Source organism: Nocardioides hungaricus (assembly GCF_054782915.1).
On record NZ_BAAGRO010000033.1, the window covers coordinates 76,107 to 98,525 of the forward strand.

The following is a 22,419-nucleotide window of genomic DNA, read 5'->3' on the forward strand; positions in this document are numbered from 1 at the left end:
GTCAGCGATCCGCGAGCTTGCTGACCGAATCGCGGAGGGCGTCCTCGCCGGCGCGGACGTAGTGGTTGAGGACGGTGGTGAGCTTGTCGCCGAGGTATTGGGCGACGACCTCCCACGGCTCGCCAAGCTCTTCGTGGAACCACCTCGTTGCGGCGTGGTGACGGAGGTTGCGGTAGACGATCGTGCGCGGCCAGGCGTTGTCGGGGTCGTTCACCTCGGCCCACGCGCGCACACGGTGCCAGCGCTCGTTGTGCATCTCGGGCTTCACGGGTAGGCCGGTGGCGGTGTCGATGAAGAGCCACCACTCGTCGGCGGGCGGGATGGGGTAGTTCCACCAGGCGAGGTTCTTGTCCTTCTCGCGAGCCGCCAGCGCAGCCCGGCGTTGGCGCTCGGCCTCCTGCGCGTTCACGACCTGCTGGAGTGACGCCTTGGCAGGTAGGCCCAAGAGCTCCTTGACCCGGGGGAGGAGCTCGTCGTGCATCAGCGACTTGGGCAGTGGTACCTCGTGGAGGGTGTGGTTCTTCACCGGGCCACGGAACCCTGCTTGGCTGCGCGGGGTGATCCACGAACCGTTGACGTGGACGTAGCCGTGGTCGAAGAACACGTCGATCGCACGTAGCGCGTTCTGCTCCCCGAGGCGCAGGCCGCCGAAGCCTGCCACACGGATCTTCGTGCCGAACAGCGGCAACCGCGTCATCAGCAGATCGGTTCCGTCGGGTCCGCACAGCTTGTCGGCGGCAGCCGCCATCGCCTTCACTTGACGGGTCTCGGGACGCAGGCGCGGGTCGACGTACTGCGCGGTCGCCCCGTGGAGGATGTTCGCTCGTCCGATCTCCAGCCCATCGAGCGGGTCGATGCTGCGGTCGAGCCAGCCCAGACGCCAGGCAAGCTTGCGCATCGCGGACAGCTGGCCGCGGAGGTCCTCGCGACCGCGGGTGGAGAAGAGTGTCTTCGACCCCTTCTCCATCACCTTTCGGCTGTGCTCGACGCGCCACTTCGTCACCGGCACGTCGCCGATGGTCGGGAGAATGTGGGCGTTGAGTCGTGACTCGCGCCCTTCCATCGTGCGTGGCTGCTTGCCTCGCTCACGACTGTCGCGCAGGTACTCCTCGCCGAGCATCCGGATCGTGCGGGAGGCGCGAACGTCGGCGCCGGAGGGTGTCTCCTTGTCGGTGTCCAGCGCGGCCTCGGCCTGAGCGAAGATCTTGCGGGCCTCCTCCTCGGAGGGTGCGCGACGCAGCACCCGCTTCCACGGCTCGCCCTCGCCGGCCGGCGCCTTGAAGTACACCTGGTACTTGTTGCTGCCCGGTGCCGGTGCGTAGAGACGCACCCGCCACGGCCGGGTGCCGCCGCCGACAGTGCGCGGCTTGCCCTGGGCGAGCAGCTTCGGCTGAGAACGAGCGGCCACCGAGACCTCCTAGGCTGGAGGCACCATCGTACGCTGGTTTCGTGCATCACTCTCGTGCATCACTCAAGGGGAAAGTGATGCACGTGCCACTCGTCAGGAGTCACAGGAATGGCCAACCGTCTCGCCTCGGCAACGAGTCCATATTTGCTCCAACACGCCGAGAATCCGGTGGATTGGTGGGAGTGGGGACCCGAAGCCTTCGAGGACGCAAGGCGCCGTGATGCACCAGTTTTGCTGTCCGTCGGGTACGCCGCCTGCCACTGGTGCCATGTGATGGCGCACGAGTCGTTCGAGGACGAGGCGACGGCGGCGTACCTCAACGAGCACTTCGTCAGCGTCAAGGTCGACCGCGAGGAGCGGCCGGACGTCGACGCTGTGTACATGCAGGCGACCACGTCGATGACCGGGCACGGCGGCTGGCCGATGACGTGCGTGCTCGACCACGACGGCAGCCCGTTCTTCGCCGGCACGTACTTCCCGGACCGGCCGCGGCACGGGCAGCCGTCGTTCCGGCAGGTGCTGGAGGCGCTGAGCGACGCGTGGGTCAACCGTCGGGACGAGGTGGCGCGCGTGGGCGCGACGCTGCGCGAGCACCTGGTCTCGACAAGCTCGACCACCGGGTTCGGCTCCCTCGGTGCCGGGACGCTCGACGCGGACGTCGCGGTCGCGACGCTGGCGGCGGAGTACGACGAGGAGTGGGGCGGGTTCGGGGGAGCGCCGAAGTTCCCGCCGTCGATGGTGCTGGAGTTCCTGTGGCGGTACGGCGAGCGCGAGATGCTCGGCGCGACGCTGGAGGCGATGGCTCGTGGCGGCATCCACGACCAGCTCGGCGGCGGCTTCGCGCGCTACTCCGTCGACCGCGCCTGGGTGGTGCCGCACTTCGAGAAGATGCTCTACGACAACGCCCTGCTGCTGCGCGTGTACGCCGAGTGGGGGACTCCCCTCGGGCGGCGCGTCGCCGACGGGATCGCGGCGTTCCTGCTCGCGGAACTGGGTACGCCGGAAGGCGGCTTCGCCTCGGCGCTCGACGCCGACTCCGAGGGCGAGGAGGGCACCTTCTACGTCTGGACGCCCGCCCAGCTGGTCGAGGTGCTCGGCCCCGACGACGGCGCCTGGGCGGCGCGGCTGCTCTCGGTCACCGCCACCGGCACCTTCGAGCGCGGCGCCTCGACGCTCCAACTCCTCGCCGACCCGGACGACCCGGTGCGCTGGGAGTCCGTGCGCCAGCGGCTGCTCGACGCCCGGGAGGGACGCGAGCGGCCGGCGCGCGACGACAAGGTCGTGGCCGCCTGGAACGGTCTCGCGATCAGTGGCCTGTGCCGGGCGGGGTACGCCGACGCGGCGCTCGACGCGGGCGAGCTGCTGTGGCGCGTGCACATCGTCGACGGGCGGCTCCGCCGCGTGTCCCGCGACGGCGTCGTCGGCACGCCTGCGGGCGTGCTCGAGGACCATGGCTGCGTGGCGGCCGGCTTCCTCGATCTGCTCCAGGTGACCGGTGACGCGGTCTGGCTCGAGCGGGCGTGCGTCCTGCTCGACGCGGCGCTCGACCACTTCGCCGCCGAGGACGGTGGCTTCTTCGACACCGCCGACGACGCCGAGGAGCTGGTCGCCCGGCCGCGCGATCCCTCCGACAACGCCTCGCCGTCCGGCCTGTCCTCGCTGGTCGACGCGCTGCTGACCTACGCCGCGGTCACCGGGTCCGGCCGGCACCGCGACGCGGCCGAGGCGGCGCTCGCGGCGGTCGCCGTGCTCGCCGAGCGGGCTCCGCGCTTCGCCGGCTGGTCGCTCGCTGCGGCGCAGGCGATGACGTCCGGACCGGCCGAGGTCGCGGTCGTCGGCCCGGCGTCCCCGGAGCGGGACGCGCTCGAGCAGGAGGCGCGGCGACACCCGGGCGCGGTCGTGGTGGTCGCCGCCGGGCCGTCCGACGACATCCCGCTGCTGGCCGGTCGCGGCCCGCTCGACGGCCGGCCGGCGGCGTACGTCTGCCGCGGGCTGGTGTGCCGACGGCCGGTGACCACGGTGGCGGATCTCGGCGCCGCGCTCACGGGCTGAGCAGGCGCGGCAGCAGCACCGGCAGCACGGCCTCGAGGTCCTCGTTGAACAGCAGGTGCCTGCGCGACTCGACCAGCAGCAACTCCTTGGCCGGCGCCCGGAGCCGGGCGTACACCTCGCGCATGTAGGCCAGGGGGAACAGCGGGTCGCCGGTGCCCGCGATGACCGTCACCGGGCAGCGGGAGGGCGCGACGGGCGTGGCGAGCATCCCGGCGAGCAGGCTCAGCGGATAGCTGCGCCGCCCCAGCGGGTCGGCGAAGAAGCGCTCCAGGACGACGGGGTCGTCGGTGATCCGATCGAGGTCGAGGTACGCCGCGATCGGCACCGGTACGGCGGGGGCGAGTCGACCGGCCGTGACCAGTGCGCGCCGCGCGGCCGGGTAGGCCCGCCGCAGGGCCCGGGGCGCCCGGGTCACGTCGAGCGACCCGGCGAGGCTGGGATCGAGGGCGTTGTGCGCGTACACCTGGTCGGCGGCGTCGGACCGCGCGGCGACGGCAAGGGCGAGGACGCCGCCCTGGCTGGAGCCCAGGAGCAGGGTCCGCGGCCGGGGCAGGGTCTGCGCGGTCCAGTCGAGCGCGTCGGCGGCGTTCGCGACCAGGTCGGCGAACGTCGGGCGACGGCGCACCCGCGGGCTCTTGCCGTGCGCGGCCGGGTGCAGGCCGACCACGCTGAGCCCGGCACGGTTGAGGGCGTCGAGGAACTCCTCGTAGAAGAGCGGGTGGGTCATCGTGCCGGGGAGGAACACCACGGCCGGCGCCGACGGCTCGCCCTCCCAAACGGACAGGGCGACGGGGAAGCCCGCCGACTCGAGGAGCACCTCCCGGTACGCCTCCGGTCGCTGGACCGCGTTCAGGGCCTGCTGCTCAGGGGTGCGCATGCCTCCGGCGTACCACGGTCAAGGACCGGGGACGACGGCCGAAGGTCCCGCTCAGCGCAGGGCGTAGGTCGCCATCGAGACGCCGACGTAGTGCGAGACGAACGCGAGGATCGTGAACGTGTGGAACACCTCGTGGAAGCCGAACCAGCGCGGCCACGGGTTCGGCCGCTTGAAGCCGTACACCACCCCGCCGAAGGTGTAGAGCGCGCCGCCGACGCAGATCATCACGAACGTCGCGATGCCGACGCCCAGGCCGAGCCGGGTCGCGCCGTCGAGGAAGCTGGGGACGAAGAAGATCGCGGCCCAGCCGAGCGCGACGTAGATCGGGACGTAGAGCCAGCGCGGCGCGTCGGTCCAGCAGATCCGGAACCCGACGCCGAGGATCGCGCCGCTCCAGACGGTCGCGAGCAGCACGATCCGCTCGGTGCCCTCGAGGAGCAGCAGGCTGAACGGCGTGTAGGAGCCCGCGATGAGCAGGAAGATGTTCGAGTGGTCGAACCGGCGCAGGAACGCCCAGACCCGCGGCGACCAGGTGCCGGTGTGGTAGATCGCCGAGACGGTGAAGAGGATCAGTGCGGAGCCGGTGAACAGCGCCGACCCGATCCGGGTCGCGTTCGTCGGCGAGAGCGCGATGAGCACGATGCCGGCGGCGAGCGTGAGCGGGGCGGTCGCGAGGTGCAGCCAGCCGCGGAGCCGGGGCTTGATCTCGGCCTTGAGGTCCGCGACGGCGTCGTGGAGCTGGTCCAGCCCCGCCCGCATCGCCTGGTTCATGCCGCGAACCTACCCGGCGCCCGGTGACGGAAACTCCACGCCCGGTGAACGGCGGATCAACGCGTGAGCCACGTCCCGCCGGTAGCCTGGCAGGGTGGCGGACTGGAAGCGGGGGCTCCGGAGGGTGCTCTACCCGGCGTACGAGGCTCGGATGCTGCGCCGGATGCCCGAGGCCATCCCCAAGCACGTCGGCGTGATGCTCGACGGCAACCGTCGGTGGGCCAAGGCCGTCGGCCGCGACACCGCGCACGGTCACCGGGTCGGCGCCGCCAACATCGAGCCGCTGCTGGGCTGGTGCGACGAGGTCGGCATCGAGGTGGTCACGCTGTGGCTGCTCTCGACCGACAACCTGAACCGCCCCGAGGCACAGCTCGCGCCGTTGCTCGACATCATCGGCGAGGCCGTCGCCTCGCTGGCCGACCAGCAGCGGTGGCGGATCCACCCGGTGGGCGCGCTCGACCTGCTGCCGGCGGCCCTGGCGGAGAGGCTCAAGGCCGCCGCGGAGGCCACCCGGGACGTCGACGGGATGCTCGTCAACGTCGCGGTCGGGTACGGCGGCCGCCGGGAGATCGCGGACGCCGTCCGGTCGCTGTTGCAGGAGGCGTCGGCGCAGGGCATCTCGATCCACGAGCTCGCCACCACCATCGACGTCGAGCACATCGCCGAGCACCTCTACACCAGGGGCCAGCCCGACCCCGACCTGGTGATCCGCACGTCGGGGGAGCAGCGGCTGGGCGGGTTCCTGCTCTGGCAGAGCGCGAAGTCGGAGTTCTACTTCTGCGAGGCCTACTGGCCGGAGTTCCGCCGCGTCGACTTCCTCCGGGCGATCCGCGCCTACGCCCATCGCGAGCGCCGCTTCGGGGCCTGATCGCCGTCACGCAGGGTTCACCCCGCGTTCTGGCGTGTCGTCCCGGAACCGCCGGACCACCGGCGTACTTTCGCGGGTAACGGCGAGTGGGGAAGCTCGCCGTATCGGGAGGCCCGTTCGTGAGAGATCGCGACTGCACAGCACGGCAGCCCGGCTGCCGCGTGACCGGGAGCCGGCACTCCGGCGCTCGGGCTCGTTCCGGTCCGTCTGCTTGACCCACGGCCGGGGCGCAGAGTGCTCGCGCCGGCCTGCGAAGGGGTGTCACCGTGCCGAACCAGGCTCCGAAGACCCAGCGCTCCGCGTCCACCGCCGCGAAGGCCCGGACCCGCGCGAGATCCGCGCCGTCCGTGCGCACCTACGTCCTCGACACCAGCGTCCTGCTCGCCGACCCCGGCGCCCTGGGCCGCTTCGAGGAGCACGAGGTGGTGCTGCCGGTCGTGGTGATCACCGAACTGGAGGGCAAGCGGCACCACCCCGAGCTGGGCTTCTTCGCCAGAACGGCGCTCCGCACGCTCGACGAGATGCGGGTGACGCACGGCCGCCTCGACGAGCCGATCCCGGTCGGCGACCACGGCGGCACGATCCGCGTCGAGCTCAACCACACCGACCCCGAGGCGCTGCCGTCCGGCTTCCGGCTCGGCGACAACGACACCCGCATCCTCGCCGTCGCCTGCAACCTCGCCAACGAGGGCGCCGACGTCACGCTGGTCTCCAAGGACCTGCCGCTGCGGATCAAGGCCTCGGCGGTCGGCCTCGACGCCGAGGAGTACCGCGCCGAGACGATCAGCGACTCCGACACCGGCTACTCCGGCATGGCCGAGCTCGAGGTGCCCGCCGGCGACCTCGACGAGCTGTACGACGTCGGCACCCTCGACCTCGCGGTGGCCCGCGACCTGCCCTGCCACCAGGGCCTGGTGCTGCTCTCCGACCGGGGTACGGCGCTGGGCCGGGTCGGCCCGGACAAGCAGGTGCACCTGGTGCGCGGCGACCGCGAGGCGTTCGGCATCCACGGCCGCTCCGCCGAGCAGCGCGTCGCGCTGGAGATGCTGCTCGACCCCGAGGTCGGCATCGTCTCTCTCGGCGGCCGCGCCGGCACCGGCAAGTCCGCGCTCGCGCTGTGCGCCGGCCTGGAGGCGGTGATGGAGCGCCGCCAGCACCAGAAGGTCGTGGTGTTCCGCCCGCTGTTCGCGGTCGGCGGCCAGGAGCTCGGCTACCTGCCCGGCTCGGAGTCGGAGAAGATGTCACCTTGGGCGCAGGCGGTCTTCGACACCCTCGGCGCGATCACCTCGCGCGACGTGATCGACGAGGTCCTCGACCGCGGCATGCTCGAGGTGCTCCCGCTGACCCACATCCGCGGCCGCTCGCTGCACGACGCGTTCGTCATCGTGGACGAGGCGCAGTCGCTGGAGCGCAACGTGCTGCTCACGGTGCTCTCGCGCATCGGCGCGAACTCCAAGGTGGTGCTCACCCACGACGTCGCCCAGCGCGACAACCTCCGGGTGGGCCGCCACGACGGCGTGGTCGCGGTCGTCGAGAAGCTCAAGGGGCACCCGCTGTTCGCCCACGTCACGCTGACCCGGTCCGAGCGGTCCCCCATCGCCGCGCTGGTCACCGAGATGCTGGAGAACGTCGCGCTCTGAGCCAGGAGGAGGCTGCAGGTTTCCCCGGCTGACCGGGGAAACCTGTCACCTCCTGTGGCACCTGTGACAGTCGTGGCGCCAGCTTGCGCGAATCGAGAGGTCGGATCCCGCCGTTCGGTTTGCAACCACCTGCCTGGTCGGGCAGGGTGGCGCGTGATCTTTTCGTGACCTCCAGGCCACTCGGGCGGTTGGAGGAGCGGACTGCCCGAGTCGTCTACCCCCGAGCGAACGAGCCCTTGTCGAAGCGCACCAAGTACGTCCCGAAGCACCGGCACGTCCCCGAGCCGACGCTCGCCGAGGCGCCGCGGAAGATCCTCAAGAGCACGGTCGTGATGTCCTCCGTGGCGGTCGCCGTCACCGGGGTGGCCGTGTCCGGCGGCGTCCTCAAGAGCACGGTGGGCGTCTCCACCGCCGCCGACGACCTCGGTACGACGGTCGGGTCGCCCTTCCAGGGCGCGCCTCTCCAGGGCGGCTCGGTCGCCGACGCCGAGCGGGCGCCGGTGCTCTCCCGCTCCTCGGACCGGCGGGTCGCCGATCCGGTGAAGGCCGCCGCGCTGTCGGTCGCGAGCGGCCCGGCGATGGCTCGCAGCGTCGAGCTCTCCGCGGGCGACCCGCGCGACATCGCCCGGGCGCTGATGCCGCGGTTCGGCTTCTCCTCCGACCAGTTCGGCTGCCTCGACTCGCTCTGGACGCGCGAGAGCGGCTGGAACCCGGCCGCGGAGAACCCCTCGTCCGGCGCCTACGGCATCCCGCAGTCGCTGCCCGGCTCCAAGATGGCCAGTGCCGGCGCCGACTGGGCGACCAACCCGGCCACCCAGATCGAGTGGGGCCTCGGCTACATCCGCGATCGCTACGGCAGCCCGTGCGGCGCCTGGGCCCAGTCCGAGTCGGTCGGCTGGTATTAGGGGCGGGTCATCGACTCCACGTCGAGCGCCTCGTCGAGCTGGGCCTCGGTGAGCTCGCCGCGCTCGACGTAGCCCATCGCGATCACGGTCTCCCGGATCGTCGCGCCCTCGGCGAGCGCCCGCTTGGCGACCTTGGCCGCGGCCTCGTAGCCGAGGTGCTTGTTGAGCGGCGTCACGACGGACGGCGAGGACTCGGCGTACTGCCGCATCCGCTCGGCGTTCGCGGTGATCCCGTCGACGCAGCGCTCGGCCAGCAGCCGCGAGGATGCCGCCAGCAGCCGCACCGACTCGAGCACGTTGCGCGCCATCACCGGCATCGCGACGTTGAGCTCGAAGCTGCCGCTCGCGCCGGCCGCGGCCACGGCGGCGTCGTTGCCGACCACCTGGAAGCAGACCATCAGCGTGGCCTCCGGCAGCACCGGGTTGACCTTGCCGGGCATGATGCTCGACCCCGGCTGGAGGTCGGGCAGGTGGATCTCGGCGAGGCCGGTCGTCGGCCCGGACGACATCCAGCGCAGGTCGTTGCAGACCTTGGTCAGGCCGACCGCGTAGGTGCGCAGCACACCGCTCAGCTCGACCAGCGAGTCGCGGGTGCCCTGGGCCTCGAAGTGGTTGCGCGCCTCGGCGAACGGCTGCCCGGTCGTCTCCGCGAGTACGCCGATGACGCGCTCGGCGAAGCGCGGCGGCGTGTTGATCCCGGTACCGACGGCGGTGCCGCCCAGCGGCAGCTCGCGGACGCGGGGCAGGACGGACTCGAGCCGCTCGGCGGCGTACCGCACCGTGGCGGCGTAGCCGCCCAGTTCCTGGCCGAGCATCACCGGCGTCGCGTCCATCAGATGCGTGCGCCCGGACTTCACCAGGCCGGCGAACTCGTCGGCCTTGGCCTCCAACGAGGTCGCCAGCACATCGAGCGCCGGCAGCAGGTCGTCGACGACCGCGAGGGCCGCGGCGACGTGGATCGCGGTCGGGAAGGTGTCGTTGCTGGACTGGCTGGCGTTGACGTGGTCGTTGGGGTGCACCTCGGTGCCGGCGCGCTGGGCGAGAGTCGCGATGACCTCGTTGGCGTTCATGTTCGAGCTGGTGCCCGACCCGGTCTGGAAGACGTCGATCGGGAAGGCGTCGTCGTGCTCGCCCTCAGCCACCGAGGTCGCCGCGGACTCGATCGCGGCGGCCTGCTCCGGCTCGAGGATGCCGAGCTCGCCGTTGACCCGCGCGGCCGCGGCCTTCACCCGGCCGATCGCGTGGATGAGGGCCGGCTCGAGCGGCGTACCGCTGATCGGGAAGTTCTCGACCGCCCGCTGGGTCTGCGCCCGCCACAGCGCGGCGGCGGGCACGCGGACCTCGCCCATGCTGTCGTGCTCGACGCGGAAGTCGTCTCCGGAGCTCATGGCTCGGACGTTACCCGCGCGACGTAGAGCCAGTACCGCTCGTCGCGATCCTGGAGCAGCACGTCGTAGGGCTTCGCCTCGGCGCTCCCGAACACCGCGCGCATCCGCTCCTCCAATTCCGGCGCCTCCGCCGCCGACCAGATGGCGAGTGCGCCGCCGGGGCGCAGCGCCTGCCGCGCGGACTCCAGCGCCGGGGCGCGGTACAGGGCCTCGTTGGTGCCGTGCACCAGGTGGCCGGGTCCGTTGTCGACGTCGAGCAGGACCAGGTCGTACGTCGCCGGCGCAGCCTCGGCCAGCGCGACCGCGATGTCCGCGACGACGACCGCCACCCGCTCGTCGGCGAGCAGCGCCGGACCATGCGGGATGGTGCCGTCGCGCATCCAGTCGACCAGCGGCTGCTCGACCTCGACGACGGCGCACCTCTCCACGCGGCTGTCGGCGAGCACCTCGTGCATGGTGAAGCCGAGCCCGAGCCCGCCGACCACGACGGCGTACGGGTGGTCGACGAGCTCGAGAGCCGCGGAGGCCAGCGCGCGCTCGCTGCCGACCTCTAGTGTGTCCATCACGAAGAGGCCGTTCGCGCGCAACTCCAGCGCCGACGGCGCGCCCTCGTCGCGGCGCTCACGCAGCACCAGCTCGCCGCGCTCGGTCTCGGCACGCGCGATCTCGACGTACTCCACGGATCCGTGTTGCCCGGCCCGAGACGGTCAGTCGAAGATCTGGCCGAGCCAGCTCTCCTTGCGCCGCTTCTGGTAGTGGCCACCCTGCTGGTAGCCCCCGTGGTGGCCGCTCTTCTGGTAGCCGTAGGCCGGCGGGGCGGGCGCCGGTGCCTGCGGTGCGGGCTGGCCCAGCGAGCGCTCGATGATCTTGTCCAGCTCGCCGCGGTCGAGCCAGACCCCGCGGCAGGTCGGGCAGTAGTCGATCTCGATCCCGTTGCGCTCGCTCATCACGAGCGCTGTTCCGTCAGTGGGGCACTGCATGGTCGAGTCCTCTCGGTCGGTTCACCTGGTCAAACGGATGAGCGACCCGCCGGGTTCCGGTGCCGCCGGGACGTCATGCGGGTTGGTCGTGGGGGCAGTGACCGGGTTGTCTCGACCGTCATTTCGGCGCAATTGCGCTGTTGTGGCAATGCTCGGCCTGGCCCGGCTGCCATTCCGGCGCAATTGCGCTGTCATGGCGGTGCCCTCCGCCTGCCGTTCCGGCGCCGGTCGTCGGGCCAGCCGCCTCGTACGACCCGCCCGGCGCACCCCGCTACTCCGCCGAGCGCACCCGGATGCCGGCGGCGCCGAGCGAGCCCAGCGGGACGGTGACGGCGCCGGAGGGGTCGGTGAAGAAGTCGTTGCCCTTGTCGTCGACGACGATGAAGGCGGAGAAGTCCTCGACCTCGATCCGCCAGACCGCCTCCATGCCGAGCTCGGGGTACTCGATGACCTCCTGGCTCCTGATGCAGTCCTGCGCGAGCCGCGCGGCCGGGCCGCCGATCGAGCCGAGGTAGAAGCCGCCGTACTCCTCGCACGCCTCGGTGACCTGCGGGGAGCGGTTGCCCTTGGCGAGCATCACCATCGAGCCGCCGGCCGCCTGGAAGGACTTCACGTAGGAGTCCATCCGCCCGGCGGTGGTCGGCCCGAAGGACCCCGACGCCATCCCGGCCGGTGTCTTGGCCGGGCCGGCGTAGTAGACCGGGTGGTCGCGCAGGTACGCCGGCATCGGCTCGCCCGCGTCGAGCCGCTCCTGGATCTTGGCGTGCGCGATGTCGCGCGCGACGACCAGCGGCCCGGTCAGCGACAGCCGGGTCTTGACCGGGTGCTTCGACAGCTCGGTCAGGATCGCCGGCATCGGCTGGTTCAGGTCGATCGAGACCACCTCGCCGCCGGTGATGTCGTCCGCCACCCCGGCGGAGGGCATGTACTGCGCCGGATCCGTCTCGAGCTGCTCGAGGAAGACGCCCTCGGGCGTGATCTTGCCGAGCGCCTGCCGGTCCGCCGAGCACGACACCGCGATCGCGACCGGGCACGAGGCGCCGTGCCGCGGCAGCCGCACCACCCGCACGTCGTGGCAGAAGTATTTGCCGCCGAACTGCGCGCCGATGCCGAAGGACTGGGTCAGCTCGAAGACCCGCTGCTCCAGCTCCACGTCGCGGAAGCCGTGCGCCGACATCGACCCCGACGTCGGCAGGTTGTCGAGGTAGTGCGCCGAGGCGTACTTCGCGGTCTTCAGCGCGAACTCCGCCGACGTGCCGCCGATCACCACCGCCAGGTGGTACGGCGGGCAGGCGGCCGTGCCGAGCGAGCGGATCTTCTCGTCGAGGAACTGCAATAGCCGCTGCGGGTTCAGGACCGCCTTGGTCTCCTGGAAGAGGAACGACTTGTTGGCCGACCCGCCGCCCTTGGCCATGAACAGGAACTTGTACTCGGGGGCGCCGTGGGAGGGGGTGGAGTAGATCTCGATCTGCGCCGGCAGGTTGGTGCCGGTGTTCCTCTCCTCGTACGTCGTCAGCGGCGCCAACTGGGAGTAGCGCAGGTTGAGCCTGGTGTAGGCGTCGTACACGCCGCGCGAGATCGCCTCGCCGTCGTCGGCCCCGGTCAGCACGCCCTCGGACCTCTTGCCCATCACGATCGCGGTGCCGGTGTCCTGGCACATCGGCAGCACGCCGCCGGCGGAGATGTTGACGTTCTTGAGCAGGTCGAGCGCGACGAACCGGTCGTTCCCCGACGCCTCGGGGTCGTCGATGATCCGGCGCAATTGCGCCAGGTGTGCCGGCCGCAGGTAGTGGCTGATGTCGTGCATCGCCTCGGCGGTCAGCCGCCGGATCGCCTCCGGCGACACCCGCAGGAAGGTCTCGCCGTCGGCCTCGAAGGTCGAGACGCCCTCGGTCGTGACCAGCCGGTACGGCGTGTCGTCCGCTCCGGTCGGGAGGAGGTCGCTGTACAGGAACGCCGCCGGCTGCAGGGAGGGAGGGGAGGGATCGGTCGCCACGAGCGTCCAGCGTAGCCGGGCGTTCACGCCTGCGGCCGGCCAGGGCCATCCGGGGGTAACGTGCGTTTCAACATGGCCAGCGAAGGTTCGCGAGGCGCACCGTCAGTGCGCGACGACCCAGGAGGACTTGTGAAGGCTCGGCAGTATCTCGTCACGCTGGTCGCCATCGCGGCGGCCGCGGCGCTCAGCTCGTGCGCGGCGCCCGAGGACGACAGCGGCAGTGGCTCGAAGACCAGCAGCGGCGCGGACGCCGCGACCGCGACGTCGGCGGAGGACTTCGGCGGCATGGATGGACTGGTCAAGGCCGCCCAGGAGGAGGGCGAGCTGAACGTCATCGCGCTCCCGCCCGACTGGGCCAACTACGGAAACATCATCGCGGCGTTCCAGGACAAGTACGGCATCACGGTCAACTCCGCCCAGCCGAACGCCGCCAGTCAGGACGAGATCAACGCGGCGAACCAGCTCGCCGGCTCCGACCGGGCCCCGGACGTCTTCGACCTCGGCCAGTCGGTCGCGCTCGCGAACACCGACATGTTCGCGCCGTACCAGGTCGAGAGGTTCGACGAGATCCCGGCCGAGTTCAAGGATCCGAACGGCGCCTGGGTCAACGACTACGGCGGCTACATGTCGATCGGCTACGACTCCAGCAAGGTCCCCGACGTCACCTCCCTCGACGACCTGCTCGGCCCCGAGTTCAAGGGCAAGGTCGCGCTGAACGGCGACCCGACCCAGGCCGGCGCCGCGTTCAGCGGCGTGGTGATGGCGGCGGTGGCCAACGGCGGCTCCGCGGACGACATCGCCCCGGGCGTGGACTTCTTCAAGAAGCTGAAGGACGCCGGCAACTTCCTGCCGGTCGACCCGACCCCGGCGACCATCGAGTCCGGCCAGACTCCGGTCGTCATCGACTGGGACTACCTGAACGCCGTCGAGTCCCAGAAGCTCGACAGCTGGAAGGTCGTCGTCCCGTCGGAGGCGCCGATCGCGGGCTACTACTTCCAGGCGATCAACAAGGACGCCCCCAACCCGGCCGCCGCGCGGCTGTGGCAGGAGTTCCTCTACAGCGACGAGGGCCAGAACCTGTGGCTGGCCGGCGGCGCCCGCCCGGTGCGCGCCGACGCGATGGCCGCGGCCGGCACCATCGACCAGAAGCTGTGGGACGCGCTGCCCACGGTCTCGGGCACGCCGGTGATCCCGACCAACGACCAGACCGAGCAGATGGCCGCCTACCTCGCGGACAACTGGGCGAAGGCAGTCGGCTGAGCACCGATGCTCCGGCGCGGCCGGCCCGGCGGCTCTCCGTCGGGCCGGCCGTCGGCCTGCTGCCGTTCCTCGGCTACGTCACGATCTTCCTGCTCGTCCCGACCGTCACGGTCGCCGTGGGCGCCTTCCAGGACGCCGACGGCGGCTTCACGCTCGACCAGGTCCGCGCGCTCGGCGAGGAGACGCCCCTGCGCGTCCTGCGGGGGAGCCTGATCCTCTCGCTGGCCTCGGCCGCGATCGGCGCGGTCCTCGGCGCCCTGCTCGCCTACCTGATCGCCACCGCGTCGCCGCGCAGCCTGCTGCGCCGCGCGGTGGTCGCCGTGTGCGGCGTGCTCGCGCAGTTCGGCGGCGTCACACTGGCCTTCGCCTGGATGGCGACCCTCGGCTTCAACGGCCTGGTCACCAACCTGATGGCCGACCTCCTCGGCACCGACGACACCGGGTCGTCTTGGCTCTACGGCATGCCGGGCCTGATCCTGGTCTACACCTACTTCCAGATCCCGCTCATGGTGATCGTCTTCCTCCCGGCGCTGGAGGGGCTGCGGCCGCAGTGGCGCGAGGCGGCGGTCGGCCTCGGCGCCACCACCACCCAGTACTGGCTGCGCGTCGGCTTCCCGCTGCTCCGCCCGGCGTTCCTCGGCTCCGCGCTGCTGCTCTTCGCGAACGCCTTCGCGGCCTACGCCACCGCGGCCGCTCTCGTGACCCAGGGGGCGCCGATCACGCCGCTGCTGATCCGCTCGGCGCTCACCAGCGAGATCGTCCTGGGCCGGGCGAACCTCGCCTTCGCGCTGGCCCTGGAGATGGTGGTCGTCGTCGCGATCGTGATGGCGGCGTACTCCTGGCTGGTGCGCCGGACCTCGAGGTGGGCGCCGTGAGCGCCGCGCTCTGGCGGGCCACCCGGGTCGTCCTCCTGCTCGCCTTCGCGGTGTTCTTCCTCGTGCCGCTGCTCGCGCTGCTGGACTTCAGCACCACCGACCTCGCCACCGGCGGCCGGACCGCCGCGGCCTGGACCTCGCTGTTCGACGATCCGCTGATGAGCGAGGCGATCCGTACGTCGCTGCTGCTGGCCGTGCTGACGGTCCTCGGCATGGTCGTGCTGCTGGTGCCGACGATGGTCTGGACCCGCCTACGGGTGCCGCGGGCGACCCGGCTGCTGGAGTTCCTGTGCCTGCTGCCGCTGACGATCCCCGCGCTGGTGCTCGTGGTCGGGCTGGACAACGTCTACTCCTGGGTCGACTACCTGATCGGCGACTCGCCGCTGACGCTGGCCTTCGTGTACGTCGTGCTGGTGCTGCCCTACTCCTACCGGGCGATCGACGCCTCGCTGTCGGGGATCGACTCGGCCACCCTCGCCGAGGCGGCCCGCTCGCTCGGTGCCGGCTGGGGCACCGTGATCGTGCGCGTGATCGTGCCGAACATCTGGTCCGGCGTGCTGAGCGCGGCGTTCGTCTCCGTGGCGCTCGTGCTCGGCGAGTTCACCGTCGCCTCGCTGCTCAACTTCAACTCGCTGCCGGTGGCGCTCGTGCTGCTCGGCAAGAGCAACGCCCCGATGTCGATGGCCGCGGCCCTCGGCTCGATCGTGTTCGCGTTCGCGCTGCTGGTCGCGCTGTCGCTGCTGGACCGCCGTCGGCACACCCTCAGGAGGACCCGATGACCGCCGCCGTCGAGCTCGCCGGCCTGCACCGCTCCTACGGCGACGTCCACGCCCTGGCCGGCCTGGACCTCCGGCTCGCGCCCGGGGAGCTGGTCGTCCTGCTCGGCCCCTCCGGGTGCGGCAAGACCACGGCGCTGCGCATCCTCGCCGGGCTCGAGCATCCCGACACCGGCACGGTCCGTGTGGGCGGCCGCGACCTGACCCGGGTGCCGCCGAACAAGCGTGACATGGGCATGGTCTTCCAGGCCTACAGCCTGTTCCCCCACCTGACCGTCCTCGACAACGTCGCCTTCGGGCTCAGACTGCGCGGCCGCTCCCGGGCCGAGCAGCGGCGGCGGGCCGGCGACATGCTCGACCTGGTCGGCCTCGACCACCACCAGGACCGCTACGCGCACCAGCTGTCCGGCGGCCAGCAGCAGCGGGTCGCCCTGGCCCGGGCGCTGGCCATCGAGCCGAGCGTGCTGCTCCTCGATGAGCCGCTCTCGGCGCTCGACGCGAAGGTGCGGGTCCAGCTGCGCGACGAGATCCGGCGGGTGCAGCTCGACGTCGGCACCACCACGCTCTTCGTCACCCACGACCAGGAGGAGGCGCTGGCCGTCGCCGACCGGGTCGGCGTCATGAACGCCGGCCGGCTCGAGCAGATCGCGGCGCCGGCCGACCTCTACGTGTCGCCGGCCACCCCGTTCGTCGGCCAGTTCGTCGGGATCAGCAACCGGATCCCCGCACGGAGCGCCGACGGCCGCGCCGAGCTGCTCGGCGCCTCCCTGCCGACGCTCCCCGGCTCGGCGACCGGCACCGGTACGGCGCTGGTGCGGCCCGAGGCGGTGCGGCTGGACCCCGACGCGGCAGGCGAGGCGACGGTGACGGCGGTGGCGTTCCTCGGCCCGGTCTCGCGGGTCACCGTCACCCTGGCCGACGCGACGCTCGTGGACGCCCAGCTGCCGAGCCCCGCCGCCGCGCGCCTCCAGGTGGGGGACCGGGTGCGCGTGAGCGTCGAGCCGGTGCCGGTGCTCGTCGTCGCCGACTGACGGCGCCGGCGCCGCTCAGCCGGCGCCGCTGGGCTGCTCCGCGGCGTCCGCCATGGCGTGCGAGGGGATCCGGCCGGCGTGCTCGTGGTCGACGGTGAGGTTCTCGCCGGTGCTCGGGTCGAAGAGGTGGATCTTCGAGCCGTCGACCCAGATCTCGGCCTCCTCGCCCTCGGTGATCCGGCTGGCGCCGTCCAGCGACACCACGAGCTGGGTGTGCAGCGACTCGCCGTCCAGGTCGCGCTCGAGCTGCCGCAGCTGCTCCTCGACCTCCGGCGGCGCCTCGAACGGGATGTAGGCGTAGGTCTCGTTGCCCAGCCACTCCACGACGTCCACCGGGGCCCGGAACGTCGAGCCGGCGCTCCGGTCGGCGACGACCGAGGCGTCCTCGAAGTGCTCGGGCCGGATGCCGGCCATCAGCAGCCCCCTGCCCTCGGCCTTCCGCGCCTTCTCGGCCGGCAGCTCCACGGTGCCGAACGGCAGCTTCACCGTGGTGCCCTCGACGGTCGCGGGCAGGAAGTTCATCGGCGGGGAGCCGATGAAGCCGGCCACGAACAGGTTGCCGGGGTTCTCGTAGAGCTCGCGCGGCGTCGCGAGCTGCTGGAGCACGCCGCGCTTGAGTACGGCGACCCGGTCGCCCAGGGTCATCGCCTCGGTCTGGTCGTGGGTGACGTAGACGGTCGTGATGCCGAGCCGCTTCTGGAGCCGGGAGATCTCGGTGCGCATCTGGCCGCGCAGCTTGGCGTCGAGGTTCGACAGCGGCTCGTCGAAGAGGAACGCGTCCGCCTCGCGCACGATCGCGCGCCCCATCGCGACCCGCTGCCGCTGGCCGCCCGACAGGTTGCCCGGCTTGCGCTCGAGGTGCTCGTCGAGCTCGAGGGTCTTGGACGCGGCGCGGACCTTCTCGTCCACCTCCTTGTCCGGCGCCTTGGCCAGCCGCAGGGGGAACGCGATGTTCTCGTAGACGGTCAGGTGCGGGTAGAGCGCGTAGTTCTGGAACACCATGGCCAGGTTCCGCTCGCGCGGCGCGAGGTCGTTGACCCGCTTGTCGCCGATCATCATGTCGCCCGAGGTGATGTCCTCGAGGCCGACGATCATCCGCAGCAGCGTGGACTTCCCGCAGCCCGACGGGCCGACGAGGATCATGAACTCGCCGTCCTGGACGTCGATGCTCACGTCGTTCACGGCCGGGAACCCGTCGCCGTACTTCTTGACGATGTTCAACATGTCGATGGAGGCCATCGGGTCACCCCTTCACCGCGCCGGACGTGAGCCCGGCGACGATCTTTCGCTGGAACAGCAGGACGATGATGATGATCGGGACGGTGACCACCACGGAGGCGGTGGCCAGCTGCCCGTACGGCGGGTTGAACGGATCGGGCCCGACGAAGTAGGACATCTGCGCCGGGACCGTGCGCGACGACGTCGTCGACGTCAGCGAGATCGCGAGCACGAACTCGTTCCACGCGAAGAAGAACGTCAGGATCGCGGCGGTGAAGACGCCCGGCGCCGCGAGCGGCACGATCACCTTGCGGAAGGCCTGCCACGACGTGGCGCCGTCCACCTGGGCGGCCTGCTCCATCTCCCACGGGATCTCGCGGAAGAACGCCGACAGCGTCCAGATCGCCAGCGGCAGCGTGAACGACATGTACGGGATGATCAGGCCGGGCCAGGTGTTGAACAGCCCGAAGGTCCGCCACATGTCGAACAGCGGGCCGACCAGCGACACCACCGGGAACATCGCGATCGCCAGCGCCAGCGAGAGCACCAGCCGCTTGCCCTTGAACTCCAGGCGCGCGATCGCGTACGCCGCCAGCGTGGCGAAGATGACCGAGAGCACCGTCGAGACGAGCGCGATGCCGAAGGAGTTGCGCAGCGCGTCCAGGAAGTCGGGGTTGTCGAGGATGTCCCGGTAGTTCTGGAGGGTCCACTCCTTCGGCAGGAACTGCGGGCTGCCGGCCGCGGTCTCGTCGGGCCCCTTGAACGACAGCGACAGGATCCAGACGACCGGCAGCAGGCACCAGACCAGGACGAGCACGAAGCCCACCCAGGTCCCGACCTTGGTGCGGGTCTCGTTGGACGGACCGGCCATCACGCCTCACCCCTCGCCTGCGCCAGGTCGACCTTGAACAGCTTCACGATCAGCCAGGCCAGCAGCAGCACGGTGAGGAAGAGCAGCACCGAGAGCGCCGAGCCGAGGCCGAGCTGCATCTGCTCGATCACCTGCCGGTAGGTCAGGAACGACGACGACTCGGTGTTCTGCGCGCCGCGCGTCATCACGAAGATGTTGTCGAAGATGCGGAAGGCGTCGAGCGCCCGGAACAGCACCGCCACCATGATCGCGGCCCGCATGTTCGGGAGGATCACCTTCCAGAGCCGCTGCCACCAGGTGGCGCCGTCGACCTTGGCGGCCTCGATCATGTCCTCGGAGACCTGCGAGAGACCGGCCAGGAGCAGCAGCGCCATGAACGGCGTGGTCTTCCAGATCTCCGAGACCATGATCGCGAACATCGCCGGCCAGTGGCTGCCGAACCAGTTGGTGTCCGCCTCGATCCACGGCAGCCAGCTGAACCAGGCGTTCACGAAGCCGTTGTTGAGGCTGAACGCGAACTGCCAGGCGAACGCCGAGACGACGGTGATGATGCCGTAGGGGATGAGGATCGCCGTACGGATGGCGCCGCGGGCGAAGACCACCCGGTGCATCACCATCGCGAACGCGAAGCCGATCACCAGCTCGACCACGACGGTGACCACCATGATCAGCACGGTGTTCCAGGTGTCGCGCCAGAACAGCGAGTCGGTGAGGACCGTGCCGTAGTTGGAGAGCCCGACGAACGCGCGGTCGTCGGGGGTGGTCAGCCGGTAGCGGTAGAGCGAGAGGTAGAGCGCCTGGATCATCGGCCACGCGGTGACGACCAGCATCACGATCACCGCCGGCAGGACCAGGCGCTGGCCGAGCCGGTTCTCGGCGCGGGAGCGGTCGCTCACGTGGACCTTCGCCACCGGCTTCACGTGCGGCTTCGCCACGGTGCTCACAGCAGCCTCCTTCCGTTCAGCACGTCCTCGATGAACCGCTGGGACTCCGCGGGCGTCTTCGAGTCCACGCCCGACGGCGGGTGCCAGGTGCTCTGGATGCCGCCGGAGATGTCGCTCCAGTACGGCGTGACGGTGCGCGGCGCCGCGGCGTCGAGGCTCTGCTGGAAGAGATCGAGCAGATCCTGCGGGTAGATCTTGGCGAGCGCCGGGTACTGGTAGCCCGCCGCGCTGGCCGGCATGTTGCCGGTGAGCTCGGCGTTGACGCCCTGGTTCTCCGGGCTGGTGATGCACTCGATCGCGGCCATCGCCTCGTCGACATTGTCGGAGAACGCGCTGACGCCGACGCCGATCCCGCCGTACGGCGGTCGCGACTCCTCGCCCTGGACGGTCTGCGGGTAGCGGGCGTAGCCGATGTCCTCCTTCACGTCGGGCTGGGTGGCGTCGTAGTTGGTCCAGATGTAGGTCCAGTTCGTCATGAACGCGCCCTGCGCGGAGCCGAAGGTGCCGCCCGCCTGGCCCTCCTGCGCGACCGAGAGGTCGGCCGGGGCGGCCGGCGACTTGGCCAGCTTCTCGATCACCCCGGCGGCGGCCTGGCCGGCGTCGGAGTCGATCTGGAGGGTGAGGTCGACGCCCTTCTCGGTGTCGGTGGCGATCTCGCCGCCGGCGCCGGAGATGAGGGCGTTGATCCAGACGACGTACCCCTCGTACTTGTTGGCCTGGACGGCGACCTTGCCGCCGTTGTCCGCGGCGGCCTGGATGATCTGGTCCCAGGTGACCGGCTGGCTCAGGTCGAGGCCGGTCTTCTGGACGAACGACTTGCGGTACCACAGCACCTGTGTGTTCGACCAGAACGGCGCCACGACCAGCTGGTCCTCCCAGGTGGCGGCGTCGGTCGCGCCCTGGAAGGACTGCTGGCTGAGCTTGTCCTGGAGCTCCTGCGGGAGCTCGGCGAGGTAGCCGGCGTTGGCGAACTCGGCCGTGAACGGCGGGTCGAGGCTCATGATGTCGATCGCGGGGTCCTCGGCCGCCAGCCGCCGCGCGAGCTGGATGCGCTGCTGGTTGGCGTCCTGGGGGAGGACCTGGGTCTGGATCGTGTAGTCGTCGGTGGAGCAGTTCTCCGCCACCTTCGCCTGCCCCCCGGAGTCGGGGTTGGTGTACCAGATCAGCGTGTCCTCAGAACTCGCGCTGGCCGAGCAGGCGGCGAGCAGGGCGGAGACGGACACCAGGGCGGCGGATGTGGCGAGAGCGCGGATAGAGGTCGAGCGTGCCCGAGCCATGCGCCCCTCCCTCCTCGTGAGTGGTCTGCCTCACATGTAGCCCTCTCGGGCCGAGTTGTAAACCCCGCGGGCTCCCGTCGTGGGCGGTGACCGCTAGTGTGAGCGCGCTCACCTTTACCACGGATCGTCCGGCACGTACCTGCCGGTGAAGGAGTTGTTGAAGCATGGCCACAGTCAGGTTCGAGGAGGCGCAGCGCTGGTATCCCGGCGCCGACAAGCCCGCCGTACCGGGGATCTCGCTCGAGATCGGAGACGGGGAGTTCATGGTCCTCGTCGGCCCCTCCGGATGCGGCAAGTCCACCACCCTGCGGATGCTCGCGGGGCTGGAGGAGGTCAACAAGGGGAGGGTCTTCATCGGGGACCGCGACATCACCCACACCCCGCCGAAGGACCGGGACATCGCGATGGTGTTCCAGAACTACGCGCTCTACCCGCACATGTCGGTCGCCGACAACATGGCGTTCGCGCTGAAGATGGCGAAGGTGCCGGCCGAGGAGCGGCAGAAGCGGGTCCAGGAGGCGGCCCGGATCCTCGGCCTGACCGAGTACCTCGACCGCAAGCCCAAGGCGCTCTCCGGCGGCCAACGCCAGCGCGTCGCCATGGGCCGCGCGATCGTCCGGCAGCCGCAGGTCTTCTGCATGGACGAGCCGCTCTCGAACCTCGACGCCAAGATGCGCGTGCACACCCGCACCGACATCGCCAAGCTCCAGTCCGACCTCGGCGTCACCACCGTCTACGTCACCCACGACCAGATCGAAGCGATGACGATGGGCGACCGGGTCGCGGTGATGAAGGACGGCTACCTCCAGCAGGTCGACACCCCGCTGGCGCTCTACGACAGGCCGGTCAACCTGTTCGTCGCCGGCTTCATCGGCTCCCCGCAGATGAACCTGATCCAGGCGCACGCCCAGGACGGCAAGGCCCAGATCGGCGACTACCTGGTCCCGGTCGACCCCGCCGCGGCCGCGAGGATGCAGGGCGACATCACCGTCGGCGTCCGGCCCGAGGCCTGGCGCGTGGTCGGCAACAGCGAGGCCGGCCTGCCGGTGAAGGTGACCGTCGTCGAGGACCTCGGCGCCGACGCGTACGTCTACGGCACCTGCGGCGTCGAGGGCACCCCGGCCAACGTGATCATCCGCGTCAGCGGCCGCGACCACGTCCAGAAGGGCGAGACGATGTACGTCACCACCGACCCGCAGAACGTCCACGTCTTCGACACCGACACCGGGGAGCGCCTCTCCGACTGATTTCACGCCGAGCCGGCGCAGTCTCAGCTGAGATT

General features: G+C 70.9%; 20 protein-coding genes. 9 read left to right on the forward strand and 11 right to left on the reverse strand.

Annotated features, from left to right (window positions below):
- Position 1: 1 nt before the first annotated feature.
- Positions 2–1,408: a hypothetical protein gene (locus tag ACYVKX_RS13850; protein ID WP_460833326.1), complete on the reverse strand. Its 1,407-nt coding sequence runs from the start codon at positions 1,406–1,408 to the stop codon at positions 2–4.
- A gap of 108 nt (positions 1,409–1,516) precedes the next feature.
- On the opposite strand from ACYVKX_RS13850, the gene ACYVKX_RS13855 reads away from it, so the two are divergent.
- On the forward strand, positions 1,517–3,460 hold the full coding sequence (locus tag ACYVKX_RS13855; RefSeq protein WP_460833329.1) for a thioredoxin domain-containing protein: 1,944 nt from the start codon (positions 1,517–1,519) through the stop codon (positions 3,458–3,460).
- On the opposite strand, the gene ACYVKX_RS13860 is transcribed toward ACYVKX_RS13855, so the two are convergent.
- Both ACYVKX_RS13860 and trhA read right to left on the reverse strand, forming a co-directional pair.
- Entirely contained in the window at positions 3,450–4,337 is an 888-nt protein-coding gene (locus ACYVKX_RS13860) for an alpha/beta fold hydrolase (RefSeq protein ID WP_460833331.1), read from the reverse strand. The two genes, ACYVKX_RS13855 and ACYVKX_RS13860, sit on opposite strands and share 11 nt — an antisense overlap.
- 51 nt (positions 4,338–4,388) lie before the next feature.
- On the reverse strand, positions 4,389–5,108 hold the full coding sequence (gene trhA, locus ACYVKX_RS13865; RefSeq protein ID WP_460833333.1) for a PAQR family membrane homeostasis protein TrhA: 720 nt from the start codon (positions 5,106–5,108) through the stop codon (positions 4,389–4,391).
- A 94-nt stretch (positions 5,109–5,202) separates the two neighbouring features.
- On the opposite strand from trhA, the gene ACYVKX_RS13870 reads away from it, so the two are divergent.
- The 3 genes from ACYVKX_RS13870 (at position 5,203) to ACYVKX_RS13880 (ending at position 8,521) form a co-directional block, all read left to right on the forward strand.
- Positions 5,203–5,976 carry an isoprenyl transferase gene (locus ACYVKX_RS13870; protein ID WP_460833335.1) on the forward strand — a complete coding sequence of 258 codons (774 nt, stop codon included), beginning with the start codon at positions 5,203–5,205 and terminating at the stop codon, positions 5,974–5,976.
- A gap of 347 nt (positions 5,977–6,323) precedes the next feature.
- The gene (locus ACYVKX_RS13875; protein ID WP_460833743.1) at positions 6,324–7,616 is read left to right on the forward strand and encodes a PhoH family protein; all 1,293 of its coding nucleotides are present in this window, start codon (positions 6,324–6,326) and stop codon (positions 7,614–7,616) included.
- Positions 7,617–7,852: 236 nt separating this feature from the next.
- Positions 7,853–8,521, forward strand: a complete 669-nt coding sequence (locus tag ACYVKX_RS13880) for an aggregation-promoting factor C-terminal-like domain-containing protein (RefSeq protein ID WP_460833337.1) — start codon at positions 7,853–7,855, stop codon at positions 8,519–8,521.
- On the opposite strand, the gene ACYVKX_RS13885 is transcribed toward ACYVKX_RS13880, so the two are convergent.
- The 4 genes from ACYVKX_RS13885 to ACYVKX_RS13900 all read right to left on the reverse strand — a co-directional run bounded on the left by ACYVKX_RS13885 (position 8,518) and on the right by ACYVKX_RS13900 (position 12,858).
- Positions 8,518–9,909, reverse strand: coding sequence for a class II fumarate hydratase (locus ACYVKX_RS13885; protein ID WP_460833339.1), 1,392 nt, complete (start codon positions 9,907–9,909; stop codon positions 8,518–8,520). The genes ACYVKX_RS13880 and ACYVKX_RS13885 overlap by 4 nt on opposite strands.
- On the reverse strand, positions 9,906–10,589 hold the full coding sequence (locus ACYVKX_RS13890; RefSeq protein WP_460833341.1) for a spermine/spermidine synthase domain-containing protein: 684 nt from the start codon (positions 10,587–10,589) through the stop codon (positions 9,906–9,908). Before ACYVKX_RS13890 ends, ACYVKX_RS13885 begins: the two co-directional genes overlap by 4 nt.
- A gap of 27 nt (positions 10,590–10,616) precedes the next feature.
- Positions 10,617–10,889, reverse strand: a complete 273-nt coding sequence (locus tag ACYVKX_RS13895) for a TFIIB-type zinc ribbon-containing protein (RefSeq protein ID WP_460833343.1) — start codon at positions 10,887–10,889, stop codon at positions 10,617–10,619.
- 271 nt (positions 10,890–11,160) lie between these two features.
- Positions 11,161–12,858, reverse strand: a complete 1,698-nt coding sequence (locus ACYVKX_RS13900) for a fumarate hydratase (RefSeq protein ID WP_460833746.1) — start codon at positions 12,856–12,858, stop codon at positions 11,161–11,163.
- 156 nt (positions 12,859–13,014) lie between these two features.
- Here ACYVKX_RS13900 and ACYVKX_RS13905 point away from each other — a divergent pair, with 156 nt between their 5' ends.
- The 4 genes from ACYVKX_RS13905 (at position 13,015) to ACYVKX_RS13920 (ending at position 16,827) form a co-directional block, all read left to right on the forward strand.
- Positions 13,015–14,145, forward strand: a complete 1,131-nt coding sequence (locus ACYVKX_RS13905) for an ABC transporter substrate-binding protein (protein ID WP_460833345.1) — start codon at positions 13,015–13,017, stop codon at positions 14,143–14,145.
- Between the two features lie 116 nt (positions 14,146–14,261).
- Positions 14,262–15,020 (forward strand): ABC transporter permease, encoded by a 759-nt coding sequence (locus ACYVKX_RS13910; RefSeq protein WP_460833347.1) that lies wholly within the window; start codon positions 14,262–14,264, stop codon positions 15,018–15,020.
- Complete coding sequence (locus tag ACYVKX_RS13915) at positions 15,017–15,799, forward strand: ABC transporter permease (RefSeq protein ID WP_460833349.1); 783 nt, start codon at positions 15,017–15,019, stop codon at positions 15,797–15,799. The genes ACYVKX_RS13910 and ACYVKX_RS13915 overlap by 4 nt, the downstream gene beginning before the upstream one ends.
- On the forward strand, positions 15,796–16,827 hold the full coding sequence (locus ACYVKX_RS13920; protein WP_460833351.1) for an ABC transporter ATP-binding protein: 1,032 nt from the start codon (positions 15,796–15,798) through the stop codon (positions 16,825–16,827). Before ACYVKX_RS13915 ends, ACYVKX_RS13920 begins: the two co-directional genes overlap by 4 nt.
- Before the next feature lie 15 nt (positions 16,828–16,842).
- On the opposite strand, the gene ACYVKX_RS13925 is transcribed toward ACYVKX_RS13920, so the two are convergent.
- The 4 genes from ACYVKX_RS13925 to ACYVKX_RS13940 are packed head-to-tail and all read right to left on the reverse strand — an operon-like array spanning position 16,843 to position 21,137.
- Positions 16,843–18,066, reverse strand: a complete 1,224-nt coding sequence (locus ACYVKX_RS13925) for an ABC transporter ATP-binding protein (protein WP_460833354.1) — start codon at positions 18,064–18,066, stop codon at positions 16,843–16,845.
- Positions 18,067–18,070: 4 nt separating this feature from the next.
- Positions 18,071–18,916: a carbohydrate ABC transporter permease gene (locus ACYVKX_RS13930; RefSeq protein WP_460833748.1), complete on the reverse strand. Its 846-nt coding sequence runs from the start codon at positions 18,914–18,916 to the stop codon at positions 18,071–18,073.
- Positions 18,916–19,860 carry a carbohydrate ABC transporter permease gene (locus tag ACYVKX_RS13935; protein ID WP_460833356.1) on the reverse strand — a complete coding sequence of 315 codons (945 nt, stop codon included), beginning with the start codon at positions 19,858–19,860 and terminating at the stop codon, positions 18,916–18,918. Before ACYVKX_RS13935 ends, ACYVKX_RS13930 begins: the two co-directional genes overlap by 1 nt.
- Positions 19,857–21,137, reverse strand: coding sequence for an extracellular solute-binding protein (locus ACYVKX_RS13940; RefSeq protein ID WP_460833358.1), 1,281 nt, complete (start codon positions 21,135–21,137; stop codon positions 19,857–19,859). The genes ACYVKX_RS13935 and ACYVKX_RS13940 overlap by 4 nt, the downstream gene beginning before the upstream one ends.
- A gap of 164 nt (positions 21,138–21,301) precedes the next feature.
- Here ACYVKX_RS13940 and ACYVKX_RS13945 point away from each other — a divergent pair, with 164 nt between their 5' ends.
- The gene (locus tag ACYVKX_RS13945; RefSeq protein WP_460833360.1) at positions 21,302–22,384 is read left to right on the forward strand and encodes an ABC transporter ATP-binding protein; all 1,083 of its coding nucleotides are present in this window, start codon (positions 21,302–21,304) and stop codon (positions 22,382–22,384) included.
- Positions 22,385–22,419: the final 35 nt, after the last annotated feature.